Here is a 17,844-nt window from a genome sequence, read left to right on the forward strand (position 1 = left end):
GCCGTGCCCGAAGGTTCAGATTTCGACCTGGCTGCCAAGCTCCACCACCCGGTTCGTCGGGAGCTTGAAGAACTCCATCGCGCTTTCCGCGTTGCGCAGCATCCAGGCGAACAATTTCTCGCGCCAGATTGCCATTCCCGGCCGGGACGACGCCAGCAGGGTCTGCCGAGCCAGGAAGAAGCTGGTGTCCATCATCTTGCACTGCGGGCCGCAGTCCTTGAGCTGCGCGAGCGCGCTCGGAACATCCACTTCCTCCATGAATCCGTATCGCAGGACTACACGATAGAAGCCCGACCCATAGTCGCTTTGCTCGATCCTTTTTTCATCGGGAACATAAGGAACGTCCTCGATCCGGACAGTGAGCAGGATGATCCGTTCGTGGAGCACCTTGTTGTGCTTCAGATTGTGCAGGAGCGCATGCGGCACTCCGCTGGCGGAGCTCGTCATGAACACGGCGGTGCCGGGGACCCGCGCGGCGCTGGGCGCAGCCGACTTGATGAAAATCTCCATCGGCAGGCTCGCTTCGTTCATCCGGTTGATCATCAGCTGCCGGCCCTTCGCCCAGGTCGTGAGGAAGGTGAAAGCGATCGCTCCAACGAGCAGCGGGAACCAGCCGCCCGCGGGGATCTTCGTCAGGTTCGAGCTGAAATAGCCGACATCGACGATCACGAAGAGCGCCAGCAGTGCGCCGGTGATGATCCTGTTCCACTTCCACATGGTGATCAGCACCACCGCGATCAGGACCGTGTCGATCAACATGGCGCCCGTCACCGCGATGCCATAGGCGGCCGCGAGGTTCGAGGAGGTCCGGAAGGTCAAAACGAGGATCAGCACCATGACCATCAGCGCCCAGTTCACGACCGGAATGTAGATCTGCCCGGCGGCGCTCTCGCTGGTATGCGTGATCCTGAGACGAGGAACGAAGCCGAGCTGGATCGCCTGTTGAGTGACCGAGAAAGCGCCGGAGATCACGGCCTGGCTCGCGATGATCGTCGCGGCCGTAGCGAGGAGCACCAGGGGAAGCCGCATCGATTCCGACGCGAGATAGAAAAAGGGATCCCTGACCGCGGTCCCGACCTGGCCGACGGGAAGAGACAGCAGCATTGCACCTTGGCCCATGTAGTTGAGGACTAGGGCCGGGAGGACGAAATACAGCCACGCGACCTTGATCGGCCGCCGTCCAAAATGTCCCATGTCCGCGTAGAGCGCCTCCGCGCCTGTCAAAGCGAGGACGACGGAGCCCATCGCAAGGAAAGCGCGGACGGGCTCTTCCATAAAAAAAGCCGCGGCGTTCAGCGGATTGACCATCGCCAGCACGATGCTTGGGCGGTCCATGATGTGGATGAGGCCCAGCACCGCGAGCGAAGCGAAATAGATGAGCATGACCGGCCCGAAGAACAGGCCCACCCGAGCCGTGCCGTGCGCCTGGATCGCGAACAGTCCGACAAGGATCGCGATCGCGATTGGGACGACGAACGGCGCCAGCCCTCCGTTGACGGTCGTCAAACCTTCGACGGCCGACAACACCGAGATTGCCGGAGTGATCATCGAATCGCCGTAGAAGAGAGCGGTTGCGAACACGCCCATCATGACGATCCCACTCGCCCACTTCTTCTTCCCGCCGATCGTGCGGTTGATGAGGGCCAGCAGGGCAAGGCTTCCGCCCTCGCCCTTGTTGTCGGCCCGCATGATGATGGAGACATATTTGAGCGTCACTACGATCATCATCGACCAGAAGATCATCGATAGGACGGCGTGGATGTGAAACTCGTCGGGGACGAGCGGATGGTGGCCCGCGAACGTCTCGCGGAACGAATAGATCGGCGACGTGCCGATGTCCCCGAACACGATTCCAACGGCGCCTATCGCCAGCTTGTATAGTGGGCCCTGGGCGTGACCGTGGCCGTGCGAGGCGTCTAGCGGCGCCTCTGCCTCTGCGCCTCCAGTGGCGGTGATGTTCATGCTGCGGTGATCAAACTAGACAGTCCACGCCCCCGGGGGCGCCGACTAGCACCGACGTCAGAGTGCTGCAATCGCACGGGACAGGCCGCAAAACCCCGTCTATAGGCGCCCGCAAACATCATTGCGGGAGCGAACGAACAATGCGCGTTGGGGTGCCGAAAGAGATCAAGGTCCACGAATATCGGGTGGGTTTGACACCCGCTTCGGTGGCTGAGCTCATTGCAGCAGGGCACGAAGTCGTGGTGGAAGCCGGCGCCGGAAACGGCATCGACTGTCCGGACAAAGCCTATGAGAAGGCAGGCGCGCAAATCCTTCCGGACGCGCCTTCGGTCTTCAAGGCAGCCGACATGATCGTGAAGGTCAAGGAGCCGCAGCAGCAGGAGATTGCGCTTCTGGAGCCGCGGCACATCCTCTTCACCTATCTCCACCTGGCAGCGGACAAGCCGCAGGCCGAGGGTCTGATGAAGTCGGGCGCGACCTGCATCGCCTATGAGACGGTGACATCGCGAAACGGATCGCTGCCGCTCCTGAAGCCGATGAGTGAAGTTGCCGGCCGCATGTCCGTGCAAGTCGGCGCGCACTATCTGGAGAAGGAGCAAGGCGGGCGCGGCGTGCTCCTGGGCGGCGTACCTGGGGTCGCCCCTGCTCGCGTCGCGATCCTCGGCGGTGGCGTCGCCGGCGTAAATGCCGCCCAGATGGCCGTCGGAATGCGCGCGGACGTTACGATCTATGACATCAGCATGGAGCGCTTGGCCGAGCTGGACATGTTCTTCTCGAGCCAGATCAAGACGGCGTTCGCGTCCCGCAGCGCGATCGCAAACGCGGTCCAAAAGGCCGAGCTCGTGATCGGAGCCGTGCTGGTTCCGGGCGCTGCCGCGCCGAAGCTGGTCACGCGCGACATGCTGAAGACGATGAAGCGCGGATCGGTGCTCGTCGACATCGCGATCGATCAGGGCGGGTGCTTCGAAACGTCCCATGCGACGACCCACGCCGACCCGGTCTACGAGGTCGACGGCATCATCCATTATTGCGTGGCGAACATGCCCGGCGCCGTCGCGCGGACCAGCGCGTTCGCGCTTAACAACGCCACGCTTCCGTTCGCCCTGAAGATTGCAAATCTGGGTGCGGAGGAAGCCATGCGCCAGGATCCGCACCTCGCCGCGGGTCTCAACGTCTCCGGCGGGAAGATCCGGCACGAGGCAGTGGCGGAAGCCCTCGACCTACCGTTCGAGGCGGTTGCCTAGGACGTTAGCGCCGGGCGGCCCGCTGCCGCTCTCCAGCTGCGATCGCGATCGCGAGCTGTTCCGCCATCGGGCGCCAGCTCGCGTTCGGATATTCGCGGATCAACGCGATGAGGTCGTTCAACGCCGGCTCGCCCTGCCCTGAGCGAGCAAGCGCGAGATCGTGGAAGAAGCGGGGCGCCGGGTGACCGGGAAGCAGCTCGGCCGCCCTCGCATAAGCCATCTCGGCAGGCGGGGTCAGCCCGTGCGCATGATCGACCAAGGCGTTTCCAAGGCCGACCCACAGATGCGCGTCCCCGGGATAACGGGTGACCGCGTTCGTGAGGATGTTGACCGCATCTTCGGAATGTCCCGTCCTTGCGAGCGCCTCCGACATGCGCATCCAGCTTTCCTCCGGACTAAATTCTCCGAAGAAGGCGTGCCGCGCCTGCGTAAGCATGATCGGCTCCTCTTCTGCGCTGCCCCCTGCCGGAGCGCCGGCGAGCGTAGGGCGACCTTGAAGCGCATAGCCGGACGCGCCGAAAAGGAGGGCTGCGCCGCAAGCCTGGAGCAGGCCGCGCCTTACGCCGAGCAACCACAGCAGCCCGGCGCTAAGCGCGAGGAGAATGAGAAGGATCAGCCAGCCCATCAGCGGCCACTCCTCAGCATGATCCGGCGGCTGACGAGGAGCAGGCCGACGATCAGAAGGGCAACCGGGGCAAGCCAAAGCGGCCAGGCAGCAGCTTCGGCCGTCGGGCGATAACTGACCCACGATCCATAACGTTGGATGAGCCAGGCCCGAATGTGGGCCGGGGTTTCGCCTTCAGCGATCCGGCGACGCACGAGATCGCGCATGTCGCCGGCCAGCTCCGCATCCGAATCCGCAATCGACTGGCCTTGGCAAACCAGGCACCTCAGCTCTTCCATCAACGCCTGGGCTTTCGCCTCCTGGCTGGCGTCCGGAAGCTGGCGGTTCGCCCAATATGCCGGCGGCAGATTGCTGTCGGCGAAGGTCGGAATTGCGACGAGCGCTAGAAGTGCGACAACCGGTCTCATTTACGTAGCGACGCCCATTTGTCGCGGATGATTGCAACATCCTTCGCCTCGAGCGGGCCGATATGCTGGTATCGAACCACCCCATACGCATCGACGATGAAGGTCTCGGGAACCCCTGAAGCGCCAAATTGCATCTGAACGTTACTTTTGGGATCAGCGCCGATGGCATCATAGGGGTCGCCGCGTTCCTTCAGGAAAGCCGCGATGTCCTGGGGCCGGTCGCGCACCGCAATGCCATCAACCCCTACTCCCTGACGCTTTAGCTCCTGAAGCAGCGGCACTTCCGCGATGCACGGTACGCACCAGCTCGCGAAAAAGTTGATGACCCGCGGATTTCGAAAGGCATTCCCCACGTGGACGCCGTCCCTTCCCGGCAGGGCTGCAGGCGCGCGAACATTGGAAAGATCGCTGCCGATCATCTTGGACGGGATGGTGGTGTCTGACGGGGTAGCAAGGCGCCAAACCAGCCCTGTCAGCAGCACCAGCAGGATAACGAGAGGCGCAAAGCGCAGCGTGCGGCTCATATGTAGCGCTCCCGCCAGTTCGGTTCACGCTTGCGGCGAGCGCGCCATGCCCGAAGCGCCCTGCCGAACAACGCGATTGCCCCGCCCAAGGCGATGATTGCGCCGCCTAGCCAGATCAGGGTCACGAACGGCTTCCACCAGAGCCTGAGCTGCCACGCGCCTGACGGATCCGGTTTCCCGACAACCGTATACAATTGCCCGTTCCAGAACGTTTGGATCGCAGCCTCATTGGTCTCCGTCGGTGGATCGCTGAAGTAACGCGTTTGCGGCTTTAGAACGATCGGAGCCGCTCCGCGTGACGCACGAAGCTGGGCTTCGATCGCGGTCCAGTTCGCTCCCGCAGTCGGAGCGACGCTCTCCAGGCGAACGACCCACGGTCCGACATCCAGCGCCTCGCCGAGCCGGGCGACCGCGAGCCGCTCGGTCGTGAAGGCCGCGTTTGCGGCCATCCCGGCAAGCGCGACGGCGATCCCGACATGCGCGACCACCATTCCCCAGGTCTCGGGCGGCGCGCGAAGAGGGTTGCGTCCCACCAACGGCAAGATTGCCGCCGCTCCCAGGAACGCCGCTACCCCGAGCGCGAGACGCGGCAGGATCGCGATCCCCGGCGCCAGGACGATCGTGACGACCAGCGCGGTGATGCCCAGCAGGGCCGGCACTCGGAGCTTGGGAAGAATGGCCCGGCGCTCCCGCCGCCATGCCAACAACGGCCCGACGCCCACAAGCACGGCAAGAAGCAGCGCCAGCGGCCCCGCTACCGCATTGAAGTAAGGTGCGCCGACCGACAGCTTCTCGCCGCTGATTGCCTCCACGAAGAGGGGGTAAAGCGTTCCCAGGAAGACGATGGCGAGGATCACGCTCAAAAGCAGGTTGTTGATGACCAGGCCGCTTTCCCGGCTCACGAGCTCGAACGGCGCTCCTTCTTTGAGGGTTGCGCCGCGCAGAGCAAAAAGAGTGAATGCCGCGCCTACGTAGATCGCCAGAAGCGCCAGCAGGAAGGTTCCGCGCTCGGGGTCGATCGCAAATGCATGGACGGAGGTAAGCACGCCCGAACGCACCAGGAAGGTGCCGACCATCGACATGGAGAAGGCGATGACCGCGAGCATCATGGTCCAGGCCTTGAGCGCGCCGCGCGCCGCAAGCACGTTGATCGAGTGAAGCAGCGCCGTCGCGGCTAGCCAGGGCATCAGGGAAGCGTTTTCTACCGGGTCCCAGAACCACCATCCGCCCCAGCCGAGCTCATAATAAGCCCAATAGCTGCCGGCCGTGATGCCGAGCGTAAGCATGATCCAGGCCGCGAGCACCCACGGCCGCATCGCCCGGCCGAGCCGTGAATCGACCTGCCGCGTCAGCAGTGCTCCGACCGCGAGGCTGAATGCAACGGAAAGCCCAACATAGCCGAGGTATAGGGTCGGAGGGTGGAAGGCGAGGCCGGGGTCCTGGAGCAGCGGGTTTAGTCCCCGCCCTTCGATGGGCGCCGGATCGAGGCGGGCAAACGGATTAGAAGCAACGAGCAGGAAGGCATAAAAGCCGAGGGCGAGCGCCGCCTGCGCCCCGAGCGCGGCAGTGAGCGTGCTTTCGCCGATCCGGCGCGACAACAGCGCCAGGAAAGCGCCCGATGCGGACAGGACCGTCACCCACAGCAGCATCGAGCCCTCGTGGTTACCCCACGCGCCGGCCACCTTGTAGATGAACGGCTTCGCGCTGTGGCTGTTCTCGAACACCAGGGCGACCGAAAGATCGGTGCGCGCGAAGACGATCAGCAGCATGGCGAAAGCCAGCAGCGTCAGCACGCCCTGAACGACGGCTATCCCTCTCATCGCCCGTTCAGCGGCAAATTCGGTCCGAAGGGCGGCGATGCCCAGGATGAGTTGAAGGGCGGCCAGTCCCGCCGCCAACCATAGTGCCGCCAGTCCGGTCTCGGCGATCACCTTTCGAGCGTCCCGCCCGCCTTGTGCTCCGCCGACAGGTTGCCGAGTTCCGGCGGCATGTAGCGCTCGTCATGCTTGGCGAGAATCGTGTCGGCCATGAATGTCCCGTTTTGCAGCCGTCCCTCGGCAACGGCCCCGCTCCCTTCACGGAACAGGTCCGGAACGATGCCGCGGTAGACGACCGGCGTGGTCGCCTTCCCGTCCGTGACGACGAAGCGTATCGTCAGGCCGTCGCCCTGCCGCTGGATGGAGTGGGCCTGGACCATTCCACCCAGGCGCATGGCCTTGCCTTCGCTGGCCTTCCCCGCCGCAATGTCCGCCGGCGTGAAGAAATAGGATGCCTGTTCGCGGAGACCCCACATGGCGAGGAGCGCCGCGGCAACGACTGCGAAGAGCGCCGCCGCCACCAGGATCAGCCGCTGGTTCTTGGGCTTCATTCGCACCGGTTCATTTACGGCGCAGCGAGTCCGCTGCAGCCTCCGCGCTGCGCATTGAAATGTAAGACCAGGCCAGCAGGCCCACCGTGAGCGAGATCGCAACCGTGTAGGCGGCAGCGACGAACGGCCATGGGTTCATGCGCCGAGCCTCCGCATGCGGGCTTCGACCTTTGCTTCGGCAAGCTCTGCGCGCATCCGCATCAATACCGCGGCCCCGAACAGGAAGGAAAAGCCGATCATCGTCAGCGGCAGCGGCCAGAGGATCGCATTATCGATGCTCGATCCCCCCGTCACGGAGATGCTCTGGCCTTGATGCAGCGTTCGCCACCACAATACCGAGTAATGGATGATCGGCAGGTTGACCGCGCCGACGAGCCCGTAGATCGCCGCGATCCGGCCCTCCCCGCCGCGCTCGCGCTCCGCCGACGCAAGGGCGACATAGCCAAGGTAGAGGAAGAACAGGATCAGCATCGACGTCAGCCGGCCGTCCCATTCCCACCAGGTGCCCCACGTCGGACGCCCCCAGATGGAACCGGTGAGCAGGCAGATGGCGGCGAACGTGGCGCCCGCCGGAGCGACGGCGCGCCCCGCGACTGCCGCCAAGGGATGGCGCCAGACCAGCTGGCTGATCGATGCGGCGGCAATCCCGAGCCAGCCGCCCATGCCGAGCCATGCCGACGGAACGTGGACGTACAGGATCCGTACCGTCTCGCCCTGCAAATAATCGGGCGGCGTGAGGGTCAGGCCGGCGCTTATGCCCAACAGGGCGAGCGCCAGGCCGACGGCCAGCAGCCAAATGGTCGCGGGCCGGGCAATGCGCAGGAAACGCGCCGGGTTAGCGAGCGCGTGCATGGCGGCGCCTCAGGCTCTCCCGATCAGGCGCTGCGCCATCGCATCGGCGACGGAAGCCGGGTCGCGGCCGGTCTCGGCGCTTTCCGCCCAGATCTGCTCGAGCCGCACCGGAATGCCTTCGATCCGCTGGCGCACCAGGCTGGCATCGCCATCCGCGAGATATTCGGTGCACACGTTGATGATACCACCGGCATTAATGACATAGTCGGGCGCATAGAGGATGCCCCGTCCGTGAATGCGGGAGCCGTCTTCCGGGGTGGCGAGCTGGTTGTTCGCGCCGCCGGCGACGATCGGCGTCTTCAGCGCCGCAATCGACTGCTCGGTGAGGATCGCGCCTAATGCGTTCGGGCTGATCACGTCCGCTTCGACCCCCAGGATCTCGTCCGGCGATACGACCGTGCCGCCGACCTTGTCGGCCAGCTTCCGGGCCTTCGCCTCGTCGACGTCGGCGATCGTCACCTTCGCCCCCTCGGTGCACGCGTGGAGCGCAACGCCGCTCGCAACGCTGCCGGCGCCCTGCATCGCGATATGCAGTCCGGAAAGATTGTCCTTGCCCAGCGCCCGCTTGACGGCCGCCTTAATGCCCAGGAACACGCCAAGCGACGTATGCGGTCCGGGATCGCCTCCCACGTCGCCCGCCGAGTTCGGCAGGCCAGCGACATATTTGGTCGCCCGCGCAACCTCGATCATGTCGGCGACGCTCATGCCGACATCCTCCGCAGTGACATATCGGCCACCCAGACTGTCGACCGCTTTGCCGAATGCGTGCAGCAGCTCCGGCGTCTTTTGCCGGTCGGCGGGCGCCAGGAGCACGGACTTGCCGCCACCGAGCGGAAGGCCTGCCATGGCATTCTTGTAGCTCATGCCGCGCGACAGGCGCAGGGCGTCCGTCAAGCCGTCCTCGTCATGTGCATAATGCCAGAAGCGCGCGCCTCCTGCGGCGGGGCCAAGATGCGTCGAATGCATCGCGACAATGGCCTTGAGGCCAGTCGCCTCATCCTCGAAAAAGCGTACTTCTTCGTGGGCATCAAAATCAGGCAGAGCCTCAGGCTGAATCATTTGTCGGGAAAGTCCGCAGCAATGGTGAATGGGTGGGGCGTGCGACGCGACTTGAACCCGCGACCCTCGGTACCACAAGCCAACCCTAGCGTTGTTTTTATTGGGTTTTTTTGCAAACCGTGGTCCGGCACTCGCCGTAACGCTCCTAGACGCGCCCTGTGGCTGTAAACTGAAACGCTGTCAATTTCGCAGACTAAGCTCGTACTCGAGGCAGCCGTTGAGGGCATGCGTGAGGAATCTCGCTAATGGCGGAATGGGTGGAAAGCGGACCCTCAGCTCGATCGTGACCCTAGCAGTCGAACGAGAATGTCGTCGTAATCCGCGATGTCCTGGCTCAGCATGGTGATCGCTTCCTCCTTCGTCATGCCATGCGAAGGTTCGCAAACGTTCGCTTGGATTGAGGCGAGCAAGGCTGCTTTGTGATCGCGTTTGAGTTGGGTCTTGGCAATGCCCCTATCGGAATAGCTCAAGCGCTTTCGCCCGGTGTGTCCACTCCCGGCGGGATGGTGTCATTCGGTTCGACGGCGTCGAGCCGGTCGGCCTCCGCATCCAATTCGTCTGCCATCATGCGCAATTCGGTTTGGCCTTCGAGACTACTCATGTTGTGGGAAATGCGCCGCGCTTGTGTTGCGCGAGCGCGAAACGCGTCCGAATTCTCAGTACCCATTGTTGCCTCTTCCTAGTCACTTTCGCGGACGCCCTAGGCGGAAAGTTCAGGCACGCTCGTCGCCAAGTCGTTCGTTGAGTTGCGCCAGTCGCTTTTCAAGCACGGCCAGATCGCCCGACGTAGTCGCCTGCCTCGGATCGGATTTCCGATCGCGTCGGATGCCCAGGGCATGTGCGCAATGAAGAAGCTCAACCAAGCGATCCCGCTCCTCGTGCCAATTTTCCGTCTGCACAACGGGCTCCTTTCGCATCTCAAATTTGCATTCGCTGATGGGAAGCACCTGAGTTCGCAGCCCGCCGTGCGGATAACTCGCCCTCGAGCTCGGCCACTAGGCCACTGACCGATTTCTCGGAAGAATTGACAGGAATGCAGACTGCATATTCGGCAAGCATTCTCCAATGCCGCAGAGTATCATTATGCACCGGCTTGCCGCGCCACCTGCGCGCGCTCGCGATCGCCGCTAGTAGATTGGAGCGAACGCTGCCCTCAATCTTCATCGCTACGCCTTGCTCGACGGGTTCAGAGCCGGAGCCTTCTTCGATTTATTCGCCTTCGGTTTACGTGTCTCCTTGGTGGAGCGCTTCTGTCCTTTAGCCATGCCGTTACATCTACCTTTCAATACCTGACTTCCCCGGTCACCAGAGAGGGCTCGCCGGACGATGCCGCTCGCGAACAACTTCGCCCGTCATCAGATGCCGTTTGAACTTGCGCATCATTTCCGATGCGCCGTCACTGCTCATGCAGACAAGCCTGACGCCTCCCCCGGGAAGACGTTCGATAGCGGAAATGCCGACATTCGCGGCGAGGCACTGCGCGACGACCTGACCCTCATCGAGCGACACGAAGAGGACCCGGCTCATCTTTTGGGGGTCCGTCTGGCAGCGGCGACTGCGTCGCTCAGATTGCTGTAGCGATAGCCTCCCCAGAGAAACGCTTCGGTCTGCACCCTCTCTATCCCGAGGCGGGTCAACTCTGCATCATCGATATGATTGTCCTTCATCGGGGCCTCGCGATTTTGTTGGGGATTGGCGGCATCATCGCCGCAAGCTTTTTGGGTCGATGAGCCGAGCATCATCGTCGAACCTTTCGGCAACAGCCTTGAGCGCCGTCGAGCCAGAGGCCGTGCGGGCTCGCTGGGCGAGGCGGCGGCAGGATGCCGCCTGCTCTCGCAGCCCGTCGGCCGCCTCTTCGCGAGACGGGCCGTTCACGCGATTGCTACTCGATTGTCGCGCACCGCGTCGGCGATCCGGCCAGCATAAGCCCTCGCGAGAAATCGATGCACTCGGCGAGACCGGTCGCAGGCAGCGTTCTCGGCCATGAGAAGCGATACGCCGTGCCGGTGATAGAGATAATCGAGGTCCATTTGGGGCTCCCTTCAGTAAGCGGGAGCGCATGGTCTCTCAGCCGCGCGAAAGCCTACATGTGAAGAAGCGCGCGATGCCGCATCATATCACATGCAGTGCTGATTAGCTAACGCGGTGACAGTCTTATGGGGCGATCGACGGGACTTGAACCCGCGACCCTCGGTACCACAAACCGATGCTCTAACCAGCTGAGCTACGATCGCCACAGCGCTTCGAGGCCGCCCCGTCAGCGGTTCCCTAATGCGCCGGCGCCACTTAGGGTTCGTTCTATTCGAACGCAAGCGAGGCACCCGTGAACGAGACGATCCGGAAATTCGGCTATCCCTCGACCTTGGTCGCAGAGCTAGAGCATTGGGTGATCCTGCTTCGTCCGGCGCAGGTGACCCTTGGCTCACTCGTGCTCGCGGCGAAGAGCGACGCGACTGCCTTTTCGCAAATCCCCGTGGAAGCTTTCACGGAACAAGCGGACGCTGTCCGGCGCATCGAGCAGGTTCTCGCCGGATTTTGCTCGTACGAGCGGCTCAACTACCTCATGCTGATGATGGTGGACCCCAACGTGCACTTCCATGTCATTCCCCGCTATTCAGAGCCTCGACAATGGAACGGGCTCGAATTCGCAGATGCGGGGTGGCCTGGAATGCCCCAGCTCGGAACAGCGCGGGAGCTCACCGGCGGCGAAAAATCGCAGCTAACGAGCGAACTCGCCGAGAGATTCCGCTAATCGAAATCAGTACGCCATTTGTCTAATTCCCTTGCGGAGGCTTCTCGCGAGGCGCATCAACTAAGTGCGGGAGAGGCTTTAGGATGGCGAGTCGACGCGGAAGATCGCCACCTCCGGGTGTGTCGCTGCGCGATACCTTGATCGCGGCGGGCCTCGAAACGCATCTCGCCGATATGCTCGAGGAAATGCCCCACAAGGTCATGCAGGTGGAGCCTCGTCGGGCGTTCAGAGAGCCGGGTTCGCCTCGCGACGAAGTCCTGTTCGTGCGCTCGGGAATCCTTTCTAAATTCAAGACTGACCTTAGCGGCCGGCGCCATATCGTGGCGCTGAGGTTCGCCGGCGAGGGAATCCTTCCGCGGCCTGGCCGCTCCGACTTTGGCATCCAGGCCATCGTCCGAAGCGAGGTGATGGTGGGAAAAGCGGCGGATTTCGATCCGATCGTCGATGCTCACCCAGAGCTCCAGCGTTTCTTCATGCGGCTCATCCAGCGCCACGAAGCGATCGGCTACGAATGGCTGGTGAATTGCGGACGGCGGGATTCCGTCGCGCGGGTCGCGCATCTGCTCTGCGAGACTGCCGAGAGGATGCACAGCGGCACGAACCGCCTCGTCAATCCCTTCACGCAACAGCAGATCGCGGACATCACGGGCCAGACGTCCGTCAACGTCAATCGCGTTTTTGCGGACATGGAGCGGCAGGGGCTGATCAAGCGCGCCGGACGAGAGATCCAGTTCAACGACTGGATGGAAATGCGGAGGGTCGCGAGCTTCCGCCCGGAATATCTCGCTTAACTGGCCATCGATTCGTCGATGGTGGGCGCGGTAGGGATTGAACCTACGACCCCACCCGTGTGAAGGGTGTGCTCTACCACTGAGCTACGCGCCCGCGCTCTCGCGAGAGCCGCGGATATAGTGTCGTAAGACCGCCTGTCCAGCTACTGAACTGCGTCCTTCAGGACCTTGCCCGGGCGGAACTTGGGCTGGGAGCTAGCCTTGATCTGCATTGGCTCTCCAGTCCGGGGATTCCGCCCCGTCGACGCCTTGCGGCGAGTGACGGAGAAGTTGCCGAAACCGACGAGCCGGACCTCATCGCCCCGCTTCAACGTCGACGTGATGACTTCGAGCATCGTTTCGACGGCGCGCATTGCGTCGTTCCGGTTCAGCCCGGCGCGGTCTGCGACGTGGCCAATCAGTTCCTGCTTGTTCATCGACCCGTCTCTCCCCGCGGCGGGCCGAGACTCGCGCCCGCCAAGTCTCCAACTTTAAGGCAAGAGTTCGCGGGTGAGTCAAAGGAAAGGGTTAGCGCCTTAGTGACGAATGGCCGTACCGGTCTCCGCGCCCGGTGAATGGACGGGCGGTTCGGCCGCATGCTCGTCGGCATCGGTCCACTCGATTGCTCGGACCGGCTCGACCAGAGCCCGAGCCAGCACTTCATCGACATGCGAAACCGGGACGATTTCCAGGCTTTCCTTCACCGTGACGGGAATCTCGGCAAGATCCTTCTCATTCTCGATAGGGATCAGGACGGTCTGGATGCCGCCGCGAAGGGCCGCCAGCAGCTTCTCCTTCAGTCCACCGATTGGAAGCACGCGGCCGCGCAGCGTCACCTCGCCGGTCATTGCGATATCCCGCCGCACCGCGATGCCGGTCAGCGTCGAGATCATGGCGGTCACCATGCCAATGCCCGCGGACGGCCCGTCCTTGGGTACAGCGCCTTCGGGCAGGTGGACGTGAATGTCCTTGCGGGCGAAGATCGACGGTTTGACGCCATAGGCGGGAGCGCGCGCCTTCACGAAGCTCATCGCTGCCTGGATGGACTCCTGCATGACCTCGCCGAGCTTGCCGGTGGTCTTGATCTGGCCCTTCCCAGGTACCGTCACGGCCTCGATCGTGAGCAATTCGCCACCGACCTCGGTCCAGGCGAGACCGGTGACCGCACCGATCTGGTCCTCTTCTTCGCCCATGCCGTACCGAAATTTCCTGACACCGAGGAACTCGCCGAGATTCTCTGCGGTGAGCTCTACCTTCTCGATCTTTGCTTCGAGGATCTGGCGAAGCGACTTACGAGCCACCTTTGCAAGTTCTCGCTCGAGCGTACGAACGCCCGCTTCCCGAGTATAATGCCGGATCATCGCGCGAAGGCCGCCGTCGGCGAAGGTCAGCTCGCCGGGTTTCAAGCCGTGGGCATCCATCTGCTTCGGGATCAGGTGGCGCTTGGCAATCTCGACCTTCTCGTCCTCCGTGTACCCCTCGAGCCGGATGATCTCCATGCGATCGAGCAAGGGCTGCGGCATGTCGAGCGAGTTGGCGGTCGTGACGAACATCACGTCCGACAAATCGTAATCGAGCTCGAGATAATGGTCCTGGAACCGGCTGTTCTGCTCCGGATCCAGCACTTCCAGGAGCGCCGAGGACGGATCGCCGCGGAAGTCCTGGCCGAGCTTGTCGATCTCATCGAGAAGGAACAGCGGGTTCGACATGCCCGCTTTCTTCAGGTTCGAGATGATCTTGCCCGGAAGCGAACCGATATAAGTGCGCCGGTGGCCGCGGATTTCGGCCTCGTCGCGCACACCGCCCAGCGATTGGCGAACGAACTCGCGACCCGTCGCGCGCGCGATGGAGCGACCCAGCGAGGTCTTGCCAACGCCGGGCGGCCCCACGAGGCACAGGATCGGTCCCTTGAGCTTGTTTGTGCGGGCCTGCACCGCGAGATACTCGACGATGCGCTCCTTGACCTTCTCGAGTCCGTAATGGTCCTCGTCGAGGACGCGCTGCGCCTCGGCGATGTCCTTCTTCAGCTTCGACTTCTTGCCCCAGGGCAGCGCAAGGAGAACGTCGAGATAGTTGCGCGCCACCGTAGCTTCGGCGGACATCGGCGCCATCGCCTTCAGCTTCTTTAGCTCGGCCGTGGCCCTGACGCGGGCTTCCTTGGACAGGCGGGTCTTGCGGATCTTCTCGGCCAGCTCGTGGAGCTCGTCGCCGCCTTCCTCGCCTTCGTTCCCAAGCTCCCGCTGGATCGCCTTCAGCTGCTCATTCAAATAATATTCGCGCTGCGTCTTCTCCATCTGGCGCTTGACCCGGCTACGGATCTTCTTCTCGACCTGGAGTACGCCGAGCTCACCCTCCATGAAGGCGAAGACCATCTCCAGCCGGCGCGCAGGGTTCAATTCGCCAAGCAGGGCCTGCTTGTCGGACACCTTGATCGACAGGTTCGAGGCTACGGCATCGGCGAGCGCCGAAGGATCGTCGATCTCAGCAAGCTGAATGCCCGTCTCGGGAGGGAGCCGCTTGTTGAGCTTCGCGTAATTCTCGAACTGATCGAGCACGGAGCGCATGAGCGCCTGGCCCTCGGGCCCGGCCGCTGCTTCCTCGTCCACGTCCTCGATCTCCGCCACGACATAGCCGTCGCGGGGCAGGAGATTGACCAGCCGCGCCCTCTTCACGCCTTCGACAAGCACGCGAACCGTGCCGTCCGGCAGCTTCAGGAGCTGCATTGCAGTCGCGATGACGCCGAGATCGTAAAGTGCGTCCCGATCGGGGTCGTCCTCGCCCGGATCGAGCTGCGCGACGAGGAAGAGCTCCTTGTCGGCGGCCATTGCAGCCTCGAGCGCGGCAACCGACTTCTCGCGGCCAACGAACAACGGAACGATCCGGTGGGGGAAAACGACAATATCGCGGAGCGGGAGGATCGGGAGAAAACGAGTCATGAGCGAGTATATGGGCGCCGCCTCGGTCCTCCGCAACAAAGTCGGGAACATTCGCGCTCGCCTGCTCGCTTGATCCGCAAAAGGGAGGCGCAAATGACCGACGATCGAGAGAAAATCAGCAACGGACCGAACGAGCGCGCCATCGACGAGAATATCGCAGGGACCGGTCCGGGCATTCCGGATGACGCGCTGGCGCCCGGCGAGGAGCTTCCGCAGCCGCCAACCGACGAGCAGGTCGAGAAGGCCGCCGAGGCGCTCGGAATACGGACCGAGCGGGACACGCTTCCGCTCGAAGGTGAATAAATTACGCGCTAGCGTTAATCGCTGATTCCGTTGCCGTTCAGTTTCGGTCACTATCTAGGGATGGTGATGAAACCTTCTGTTTTGCTTGCGCTTGGCGCCCTCGCACTGCCCGGAGCCGCGGCAGCCCAATACGGCATGCCCTACCCGCCGATGCCGCCCGCCCCGATGCCCATGCCAGCGCCATCCGTACGCGCGGAGCCGTGGATGGCGCCCCCTCCGGGCGTTCAGGCGCCCCAGCCGTGGGGCCGGACCGCCGCGTCGAAGTCCCGGTCCCCCGCGCTCGAACCCATCGATCTGCCGCCGGCGATCGAACAGGGCGTGGACATGATCTACATCGACGAGGAGCTCGTTCCTCGCGCGGTGCAGGACCCTGCCCTGCTGCACAACATGTCGTTCGACGACTGGAGCGGCGCGCCAGTAGACCTCTTCACCTCGGTGAACCCGATCTACACCGACCTTCGTCGCGGATTGATGCGCTACCAGCAGCGCTGGGGCGACCTGCCTCAAACCACGATCCCGTCGGGGCCTACCCTCAAGGCGGGCGTAACCGGTGACCGCGTCTCCATGCTGCGCGAGCGGCTCGGCCTGGCCCCCGGAGGCAGTTTCGACGCCGCTCTGGGAAGCGCGGTCAAGGAATTCCAGGCCGTTCATGGCCTCAAAGCGGACGGCGTAGCCGGCGCGGGCACGATCGATGCGCTCAACCGCGGCGCTCGTTATTACGAGCAGCTGATCATCATCAACATGGAGCGGGCGAAGCGGCTCCCGGCGCCCGAAGAGCAGCGGAAATATGCGATCGTCGACTCCGGCGGTGCGCGATTGTCGCTTTGGGAGAACGGCCGGAAGGTCGACGAGATGAAGGTGGTCGTCGGCAAGGCCGAGACCGCAACCCCCATGATGGCGGCCTATATCCGCTACGCCAGCGTCAACCCTTACTGGAACGTGCCGCCCGAGTTGGTGAGGAATCTCATCGGCCCGCGCATCGTCTCCCAAGGCATCAGCTACCTGACCGAGCGCGAATATCAGGTCCTGTCGAGCTACGGAGAGGACGCCAAGGTGCTCGACCCGAGCAGCATCGACTGGCGGGCCGTGGTGGACGGACAGCAGGAGGTGCGCCTGCGCCGCCTGCCCAGTCCGGCGAACTCGATGGGCATGATGAAGTTTATGCTGCCCAACTATTTCGGCATCTATCTCCACGATTCGCCGGAAAAGGAGCACTTCACCAAAAACGAGCTCTGGATCAGCAACGGCTGCGTTCGCGTCGAGGATTACAAGCGGTTCGCGAGCTGGCTGTTCGGCGGCTACGTGCCGAAAGGCGGCAATCCGAAGGTCGAGGAAGAAGTAAACCTCCCTGCGCCGGTGCCGGTTTACATGACCTATTTGACGGTACAGCCCACAGCATCGGGGATTCAGTTCCTTGCCGACCCCTATGGCCGGGATGCCCATCTCATGGAGCGGTTCGGATCGCGAATGGTGGCCGGCGTCGGCGGCTGATCGTCAGATCGCCGTTCCGGCTCCGTAGAACAGGAGCAGAGCGGGCAGCAGGTTCTGCAGCGCATGGGCTGAGGCCGGAACGAGGATGGCCGCGGCCAACGAATGGCGCCGCCACGCCACAAACAACGTAGAGAATACGAAGAACGGCCACCAGATCACGAGGCCCCAGGCCGGTGCAGCCATGGAATGAGCGACGCCCCAGCCGATCGCGCTGATCACGACTGCGACAGTCGGCGGCACGAAGCGCAACAGGATCGCGAGCACGCTGGCCATGATCAGGGTCTCGGTCACCGGCGCGAACACCACCATGAGGAACACGCCCAGCCAATTCGAAACCGGAAGCTGCGGTTGCGCCGATTGCGGGAACAGGTGCGTGACCAGCGCGCCGATAAGCAAGCTCGGCAGGAATGCAGTCAGCCAACCGATCACGATCGACAGCCACAAGCGCCGGGGCTCGCGCACGGCCGGTGGAAGGAAACTCACCGGCGCCGTCCACTGTGCAGCCTGCAGCGAGCGCGCAGTCTCGTCCATTTAGCTTGTCAGTTGTTCCG

At 63.3% G+C, this 17,844-nt stretch carries 21 protein-coding genes, 2 tRNA genes and 1 pseudogene; 5 read left to right on the top strand and 19 right to left on the bottom strand.

Annotated elements, in window-relative coordinates; translation table 11 throughout:
- Nucleotides 1-15: 15 nt before the first annotated feature.
- Entirely contained in the window at nt 16-1,962 is a 1,947-nt protein-coding gene (locus LZ538_RS10790) for a potassium transporter Kup (protein ID WP_249832013.1), read from the bottom strand.
- A gap of 140 nt (nt 1,963-2,102) precedes the next feature.
- Between LZ538_RS10790 and ald the strand changes: the two genes are divergently transcribed.
- Nucleotides 2,103-3,206, top strand: a complete 1,104-nt coding sequence (ald, locus tag LZ538_RS10795; protein WP_249832014.1) for an alanine dehydrogenase — start codon at nt 2,103-2,105, stop codon at nt 3,204-3,206.
- Nucleotides 3,207-3,210: 4 nt separating this feature from the next.
- On the opposite strand, the gene LZ538_RS10800 is transcribed toward ald, so the two are convergent.
- The 14 genes from LZ538_RS10800 to LZ538_RS10860 form a co-directional block, all read right to left on the bottom strand.
- Nucleotides 3,211-3,831 carry a tetratricopeptide repeat protein gene (locus LZ538_RS10800; protein WP_249832015.1) on the bottom strand — a complete coding sequence of 207 codons (621 nt, stop codon included), beginning with the start codon at nt 3,829-3,831 and terminating at the stop codon, nt 3,211-3,213.
- Nucleotides 3,831-4,238 carry a cytochrome c-type biogenesis protein gene (locus tag LZ538_RS10805; RefSeq protein WP_249832016.1) on the bottom strand — a complete coding sequence of 136 codons (408 nt, stop codon included), beginning with the start codon at nt 4,236-4,238 and terminating at the stop codon, nt 3,831-3,833. The genes LZ538_RS10800 and LZ538_RS10805 overlap by 1 nt, the downstream gene beginning before the upstream one ends.
- The gene (locus tag LZ538_RS10810) at nt 4,235-4,762 is read right to left on the bottom strand and encodes a redoxin family protein (protein ID WP_249832017.1); all 528 of its coding nucleotides are present in this window, start codon (nt 4,760-4,762) and stop codon (nt 4,235-4,237) included. Before LZ538_RS10810 ends, LZ538_RS10805 begins: the two co-directional genes overlap by 4 nt.
- Nucleotides 4,759-6,693 carry a heme lyase CcmF/NrfE family subunit gene (locus tag LZ538_RS10815; protein ID WP_249832018.1) on the bottom strand — a complete coding sequence of 645 codons (1,935 nt, stop codon included), beginning with the start codon at nt 6,691-6,693 and terminating at the stop codon, nt 4,759-4,761. Before LZ538_RS10815 ends, LZ538_RS10810 begins: the two co-directional genes overlap by 4 nt.
- On the bottom strand, nt 6,690-7,130 hold the full coding sequence (gene ccmE / locus LZ538_RS10820) for a cytochrome c maturation protein CcmE (RefSeq protein WP_249832019.1): 441 nt from the start codon (nt 7,128-7,130) through the stop codon (nt 6,690-6,692). Before ccmE ends, LZ538_RS10815 begins: the two co-directional genes overlap by 4 nt.
- 10 nt (nt 7,131-7,140) lie before the next feature.
- Nucleotides 7,141-7,269 carry a hypothetical protein gene (locus tag LZ538_RS13305; protein ID WP_283937755.1) on the bottom strand — a complete coding sequence of 43 codons (129 nt, stop codon included), beginning with the start codon at nt 7,267-7,269 and terminating at the stop codon, nt 7,141-7,143.
- The gene (locus LZ538_RS10825) at nt 7,266-7,982 is read right to left on the bottom strand and encodes a heme ABC transporter permease (protein WP_249832020.1); all 717 of its coding nucleotides are present in this window, start codon (nt 7,980-7,982) and stop codon (nt 7,266-7,268) included. The genes LZ538_RS13305 and LZ538_RS10825 overlap by 4 nt, the downstream gene beginning before the upstream one ends.
- Before the next feature lie 9 nt (nt 7,983-7,991).
- Nucleotides 7,992-9,041 carry a Glu/Leu/Phe/Val family dehydrogenase gene (locus tag LZ538_RS10830; RefSeq protein ID WP_249832021.1) on the bottom strand — a complete coding sequence of 350 codons (1,050 nt, stop codon included), beginning with the start codon at nt 9,039-9,041 and terminating at the stop codon, nt 7,992-7,994.
- A gap of 466 nt (nt 9,042-9,507) precedes the next feature.
- Nucleotides 9,508-9,708 (bottom strand): hypothetical protein, encoded by a 201-nt coding sequence (locus LZ538_RS10835; protein WP_249832022.1) that lies wholly within the window; start codon nt 9,706-9,708, stop codon nt 9,508-9,510.
- 46 nt (nt 9,709-9,754) lie between these two features.
- Nucleotides 9,755-9,940, bottom strand: coding sequence for a hypothetical protein (locus LZ538_RS10840; RefSeq protein WP_249832023.1), 186 nt, complete (start codon nt 9,938-9,940; stop codon nt 9,755-9,757).
- Between the two features lie 403 nt (nt 9,941-10,343).
- Entirely contained in the window at nt 10,344-10,568 is a 225-nt protein-coding gene (locus LZ538_RS10845; protein ID WP_249832024.1) for a hypothetical protein, read from the bottom strand.
- Nucleotides 10,565-10,783, bottom strand: a complete 219-nt coding sequence (locus tag LZ538_RS10850; protein WP_249832025.1) for a hypothetical protein — start codon at nt 10,781-10,783, stop codon at nt 10,565-10,567. The genes LZ538_RS10845 and LZ538_RS10850 overlap by 4 nt, the downstream gene beginning before the upstream one ends.
- Nucleotides 10,784-10,912: 129 nt before the next feature.
- Complete coding sequence (locus LZ538_RS10855) at nt 10,913-11,071, bottom strand: hypothetical protein (RefSeq protein WP_249832026.1); 159 nt, start codon at nt 11,069-11,071, stop codon at nt 10,913-10,915.
- Between the two features lie 127 nt (nt 11,072-11,198).
- Nucleotides 11,199-11,275: transfer RNA gene (locus LZ538_RS10860), tRNA-His, on the bottom strand.
- Nucleotides 11,276-11,364: 89 nt separating this feature from the next.
- Between LZ538_RS10860 and LZ538_RS10865 the strand changes: the two genes are divergently transcribed.
- Together LZ538_RS10865 and LZ538_RS10870 are read left to right on the top strand one after the other, a co-directional pair.
- Nucleotides 11,365-11,793, top strand: a complete 429-nt coding sequence (locus LZ538_RS10865) for an HIT family protein (protein ID WP_249832027.1) — start codon at nt 11,365-11,367, stop codon at nt 11,791-11,793.
- 83 nt (nt 11,794-11,876) lie between these two features.
- Nucleotides 11,877-12,584, top strand: coding sequence for a Crp/Fnr family transcriptional regulator (locus LZ538_RS10870; protein WP_249832028.1), 708 nt, complete (start codon nt 11,877-11,879; stop codon nt 12,582-12,584).
- Between the two features lie 19 nt (nt 12,585-12,603).
- Here the strand turns inward: LZ538_RS10870 and LZ538_RS10875 are convergent.
- From LZ538_RS10875 to lon, 3 genes and pseudogenes are all read right to left on the bottom strand, one after another.
- Nucleotides 12,604-12,678: transfer RNA gene (locus LZ538_RS10875), tRNA-Val, on the bottom strand.
- Between the two features lie 49 nt (nt 12,679-12,727).
- Nucleotides 12,728-13,003 (bottom strand): annotated as a pseudogene (locus LZ538_RS10880) (HU family DNA-binding protein); the annotation flags it as partial.
- A gap of 96 nt (nt 13,004-13,099) precedes the next feature.
- Nucleotides 13,100-15,499, bottom strand: a complete 2,400-nt coding sequence (gene lon, locus LZ538_RS10885) for an endopeptidase La (RefSeq protein ID WP_249832030.1) — start codon at nt 15,497-15,499, stop codon at nt 13,100-13,102.
- 93 nt (nt 15,500-15,592) lie between these two features.
- Here lon and LZ538_RS10890 point away from each other — a divergent pair, with 93 nt between their 5' ends.
- Both LZ538_RS10890 and LZ538_RS10895 read left to right on the top strand, forming a co-directional pair.
- Nucleotides 15,593-15,802, top strand: coding sequence for a hypothetical protein (locus tag LZ538_RS10890; RefSeq protein WP_249832031.1), 210 nt, complete (start codon nt 15,593-15,595; stop codon nt 15,800-15,802).
- A 66-nt stretch (nt 15,803-15,868) separates the two neighbouring features.
- Entirely contained in the window at nt 15,869-17,293 is a 1,425-nt protein-coding gene (locus tag LZ538_RS10895; RefSeq protein WP_249832032.1) for a L,D-transpeptidase family protein, read from the top strand.
- Nucleotides 17,294-17,296: 3 nt separating this feature from the next.
- On the opposite strand, the gene LZ538_RS10900 is transcribed toward LZ538_RS10895, so the two are convergent.
- Complete coding sequence (locus LZ538_RS10900; protein ID WP_249832033.1) at nt 17,297-17,824, bottom strand: CPBP family glutamic-type intramembrane protease; 528 nt, start codon at nt 17,822-17,824, stop codon at nt 17,297-17,299.
- Between the last annotated feature and the right edge of the window lie 20 nt (nt 17,825-17,844).

The organism is Sphingomonas hankyongi (assembly GCF_023516575.1).
Lineage (GTDB): Bacteria > Pseudomonadota > Alphaproteobacteria > Sphingomonadales > Sphingomonadaceae > Sphingomicrobium > Sphingomicrobium hankyongi.

Coding starts and splice junctions, on each gene's coding strand:
- LZ538_RS10790 (WP_249832013.1), bottom strand. CDS start 1,962: ATGAACATCACCGCCACTGGAGGCGCAGAGGCAGAGGCGCCGCTAGAC.
- ald (WP_249832014.1), top strand. CDS start 2,103: ATGCGCGTTGGGGTGCCGAAAGAGATCAAGGTCCACGAATATCGGGTG.
- LZ538_RS10800 (WP_249832015.1), bottom strand. CDS start 3,831: ATGGGCTGGCTGATCCTTCTCATTCTCCTCGCGCTTAGCGCCGGGCTG.
- LZ538_RS10805 (WP_249832016.1), bottom strand. CDS start 4,238: ATGAGACCGGTTGTCGCACTTCTAGCGCTCGTCGCAATTCCGACCTTC.
- LZ538_RS10810 (WP_249832017.1), bottom strand. CDS start 4,762: ATGAGCCGCACGCTGCGCTTTGCGCCTCTCGTTATCCTGCTGGTGCTG.
- ccmE (WP_249832019.1), bottom strand. CDS start 7,130: ATGAAGCCCAAGAACCAGCGGCTGATCCTGGTGGCGGCGGCGCTCTTC.
- LZ538_RS13305 (WP_283937755.1), bottom strand. CDS start 7,269: ATGAACCCATGGCCGTTCGTCGCTGCCGCCTACACGGTTGCGATCTCG.
- LZ538_RS10825 (WP_249832020.1), bottom strand. CDS start 7,982: ATGCACGCGCTCGCTAACCCGGCGCGTTTCCTGCGCATTGCCCGGCCC.
- LZ538_RS10830 (WP_249832021.1), bottom strand. CDS start 9,041: ATGATTCAGCCTGAGGCTCTGCCTGATTTTGATGCCCACGAAGAAGTA.
- LZ538_RS10835 (WP_249832022.1), bottom strand. CDS start 9,708: ATGGGTACTGAGAATTCGGACGCGTTTCGCGCTCGCGCAACACAAGCG.
- LZ538_RS10845 (WP_249832024.1), bottom strand. CDS start 10,568: ATGAGCCGGGTCCTCTTCGTGTCGCTCGATGAGGGTCAGGTCGTCGCG.
- LZ538_RS10850 (WP_249832025.1), bottom strand. CDS start 10,783: ATGATGCTCGGCTCATCGACCCAAAAAGCTTGCGGCGATGATGCCGCC.
- LZ538_RS10855 (WP_249832026.1), bottom strand. CDS start 11,071: ATGGACCTCGATTATCTCTATCACCGGCACGGCGTATCGCTTCTCATG.
- LZ538_RS10870 (WP_249832028.1), top strand. CDS start 11,877: ATGGCGAGTCGACGCGGAAGATCGCCACCTCCGGGTGTGTCGCTGCGC.
- lon (WP_249832030.1), bottom strand. CDS start 15,499: ATGACTCGTTTTCTCCCGATCCTCCCGCTCCGCGATATTGTCGTTTTC.
- LZ538_RS10890 (WP_249832031.1), top strand. CDS start 15,593: ATGACCGACGATCGAGAGAAAATCAGCAACGGACCGAACGAGCGCGCC.
- LZ538_RS10895 (WP_249832032.1), top strand. CDS start 15,869: ATGAAACCTTCTGTTTTGCTTGCGCTTGGCGCCCTCGCACTGCCCGGA.
- LZ538_RS10900 (WP_249832033.1), bottom strand. CDS start 17,824: ATGGACGAGACTGCGCGCTCGCTGCAGGCTGCACAGTGGACGGCGCCG.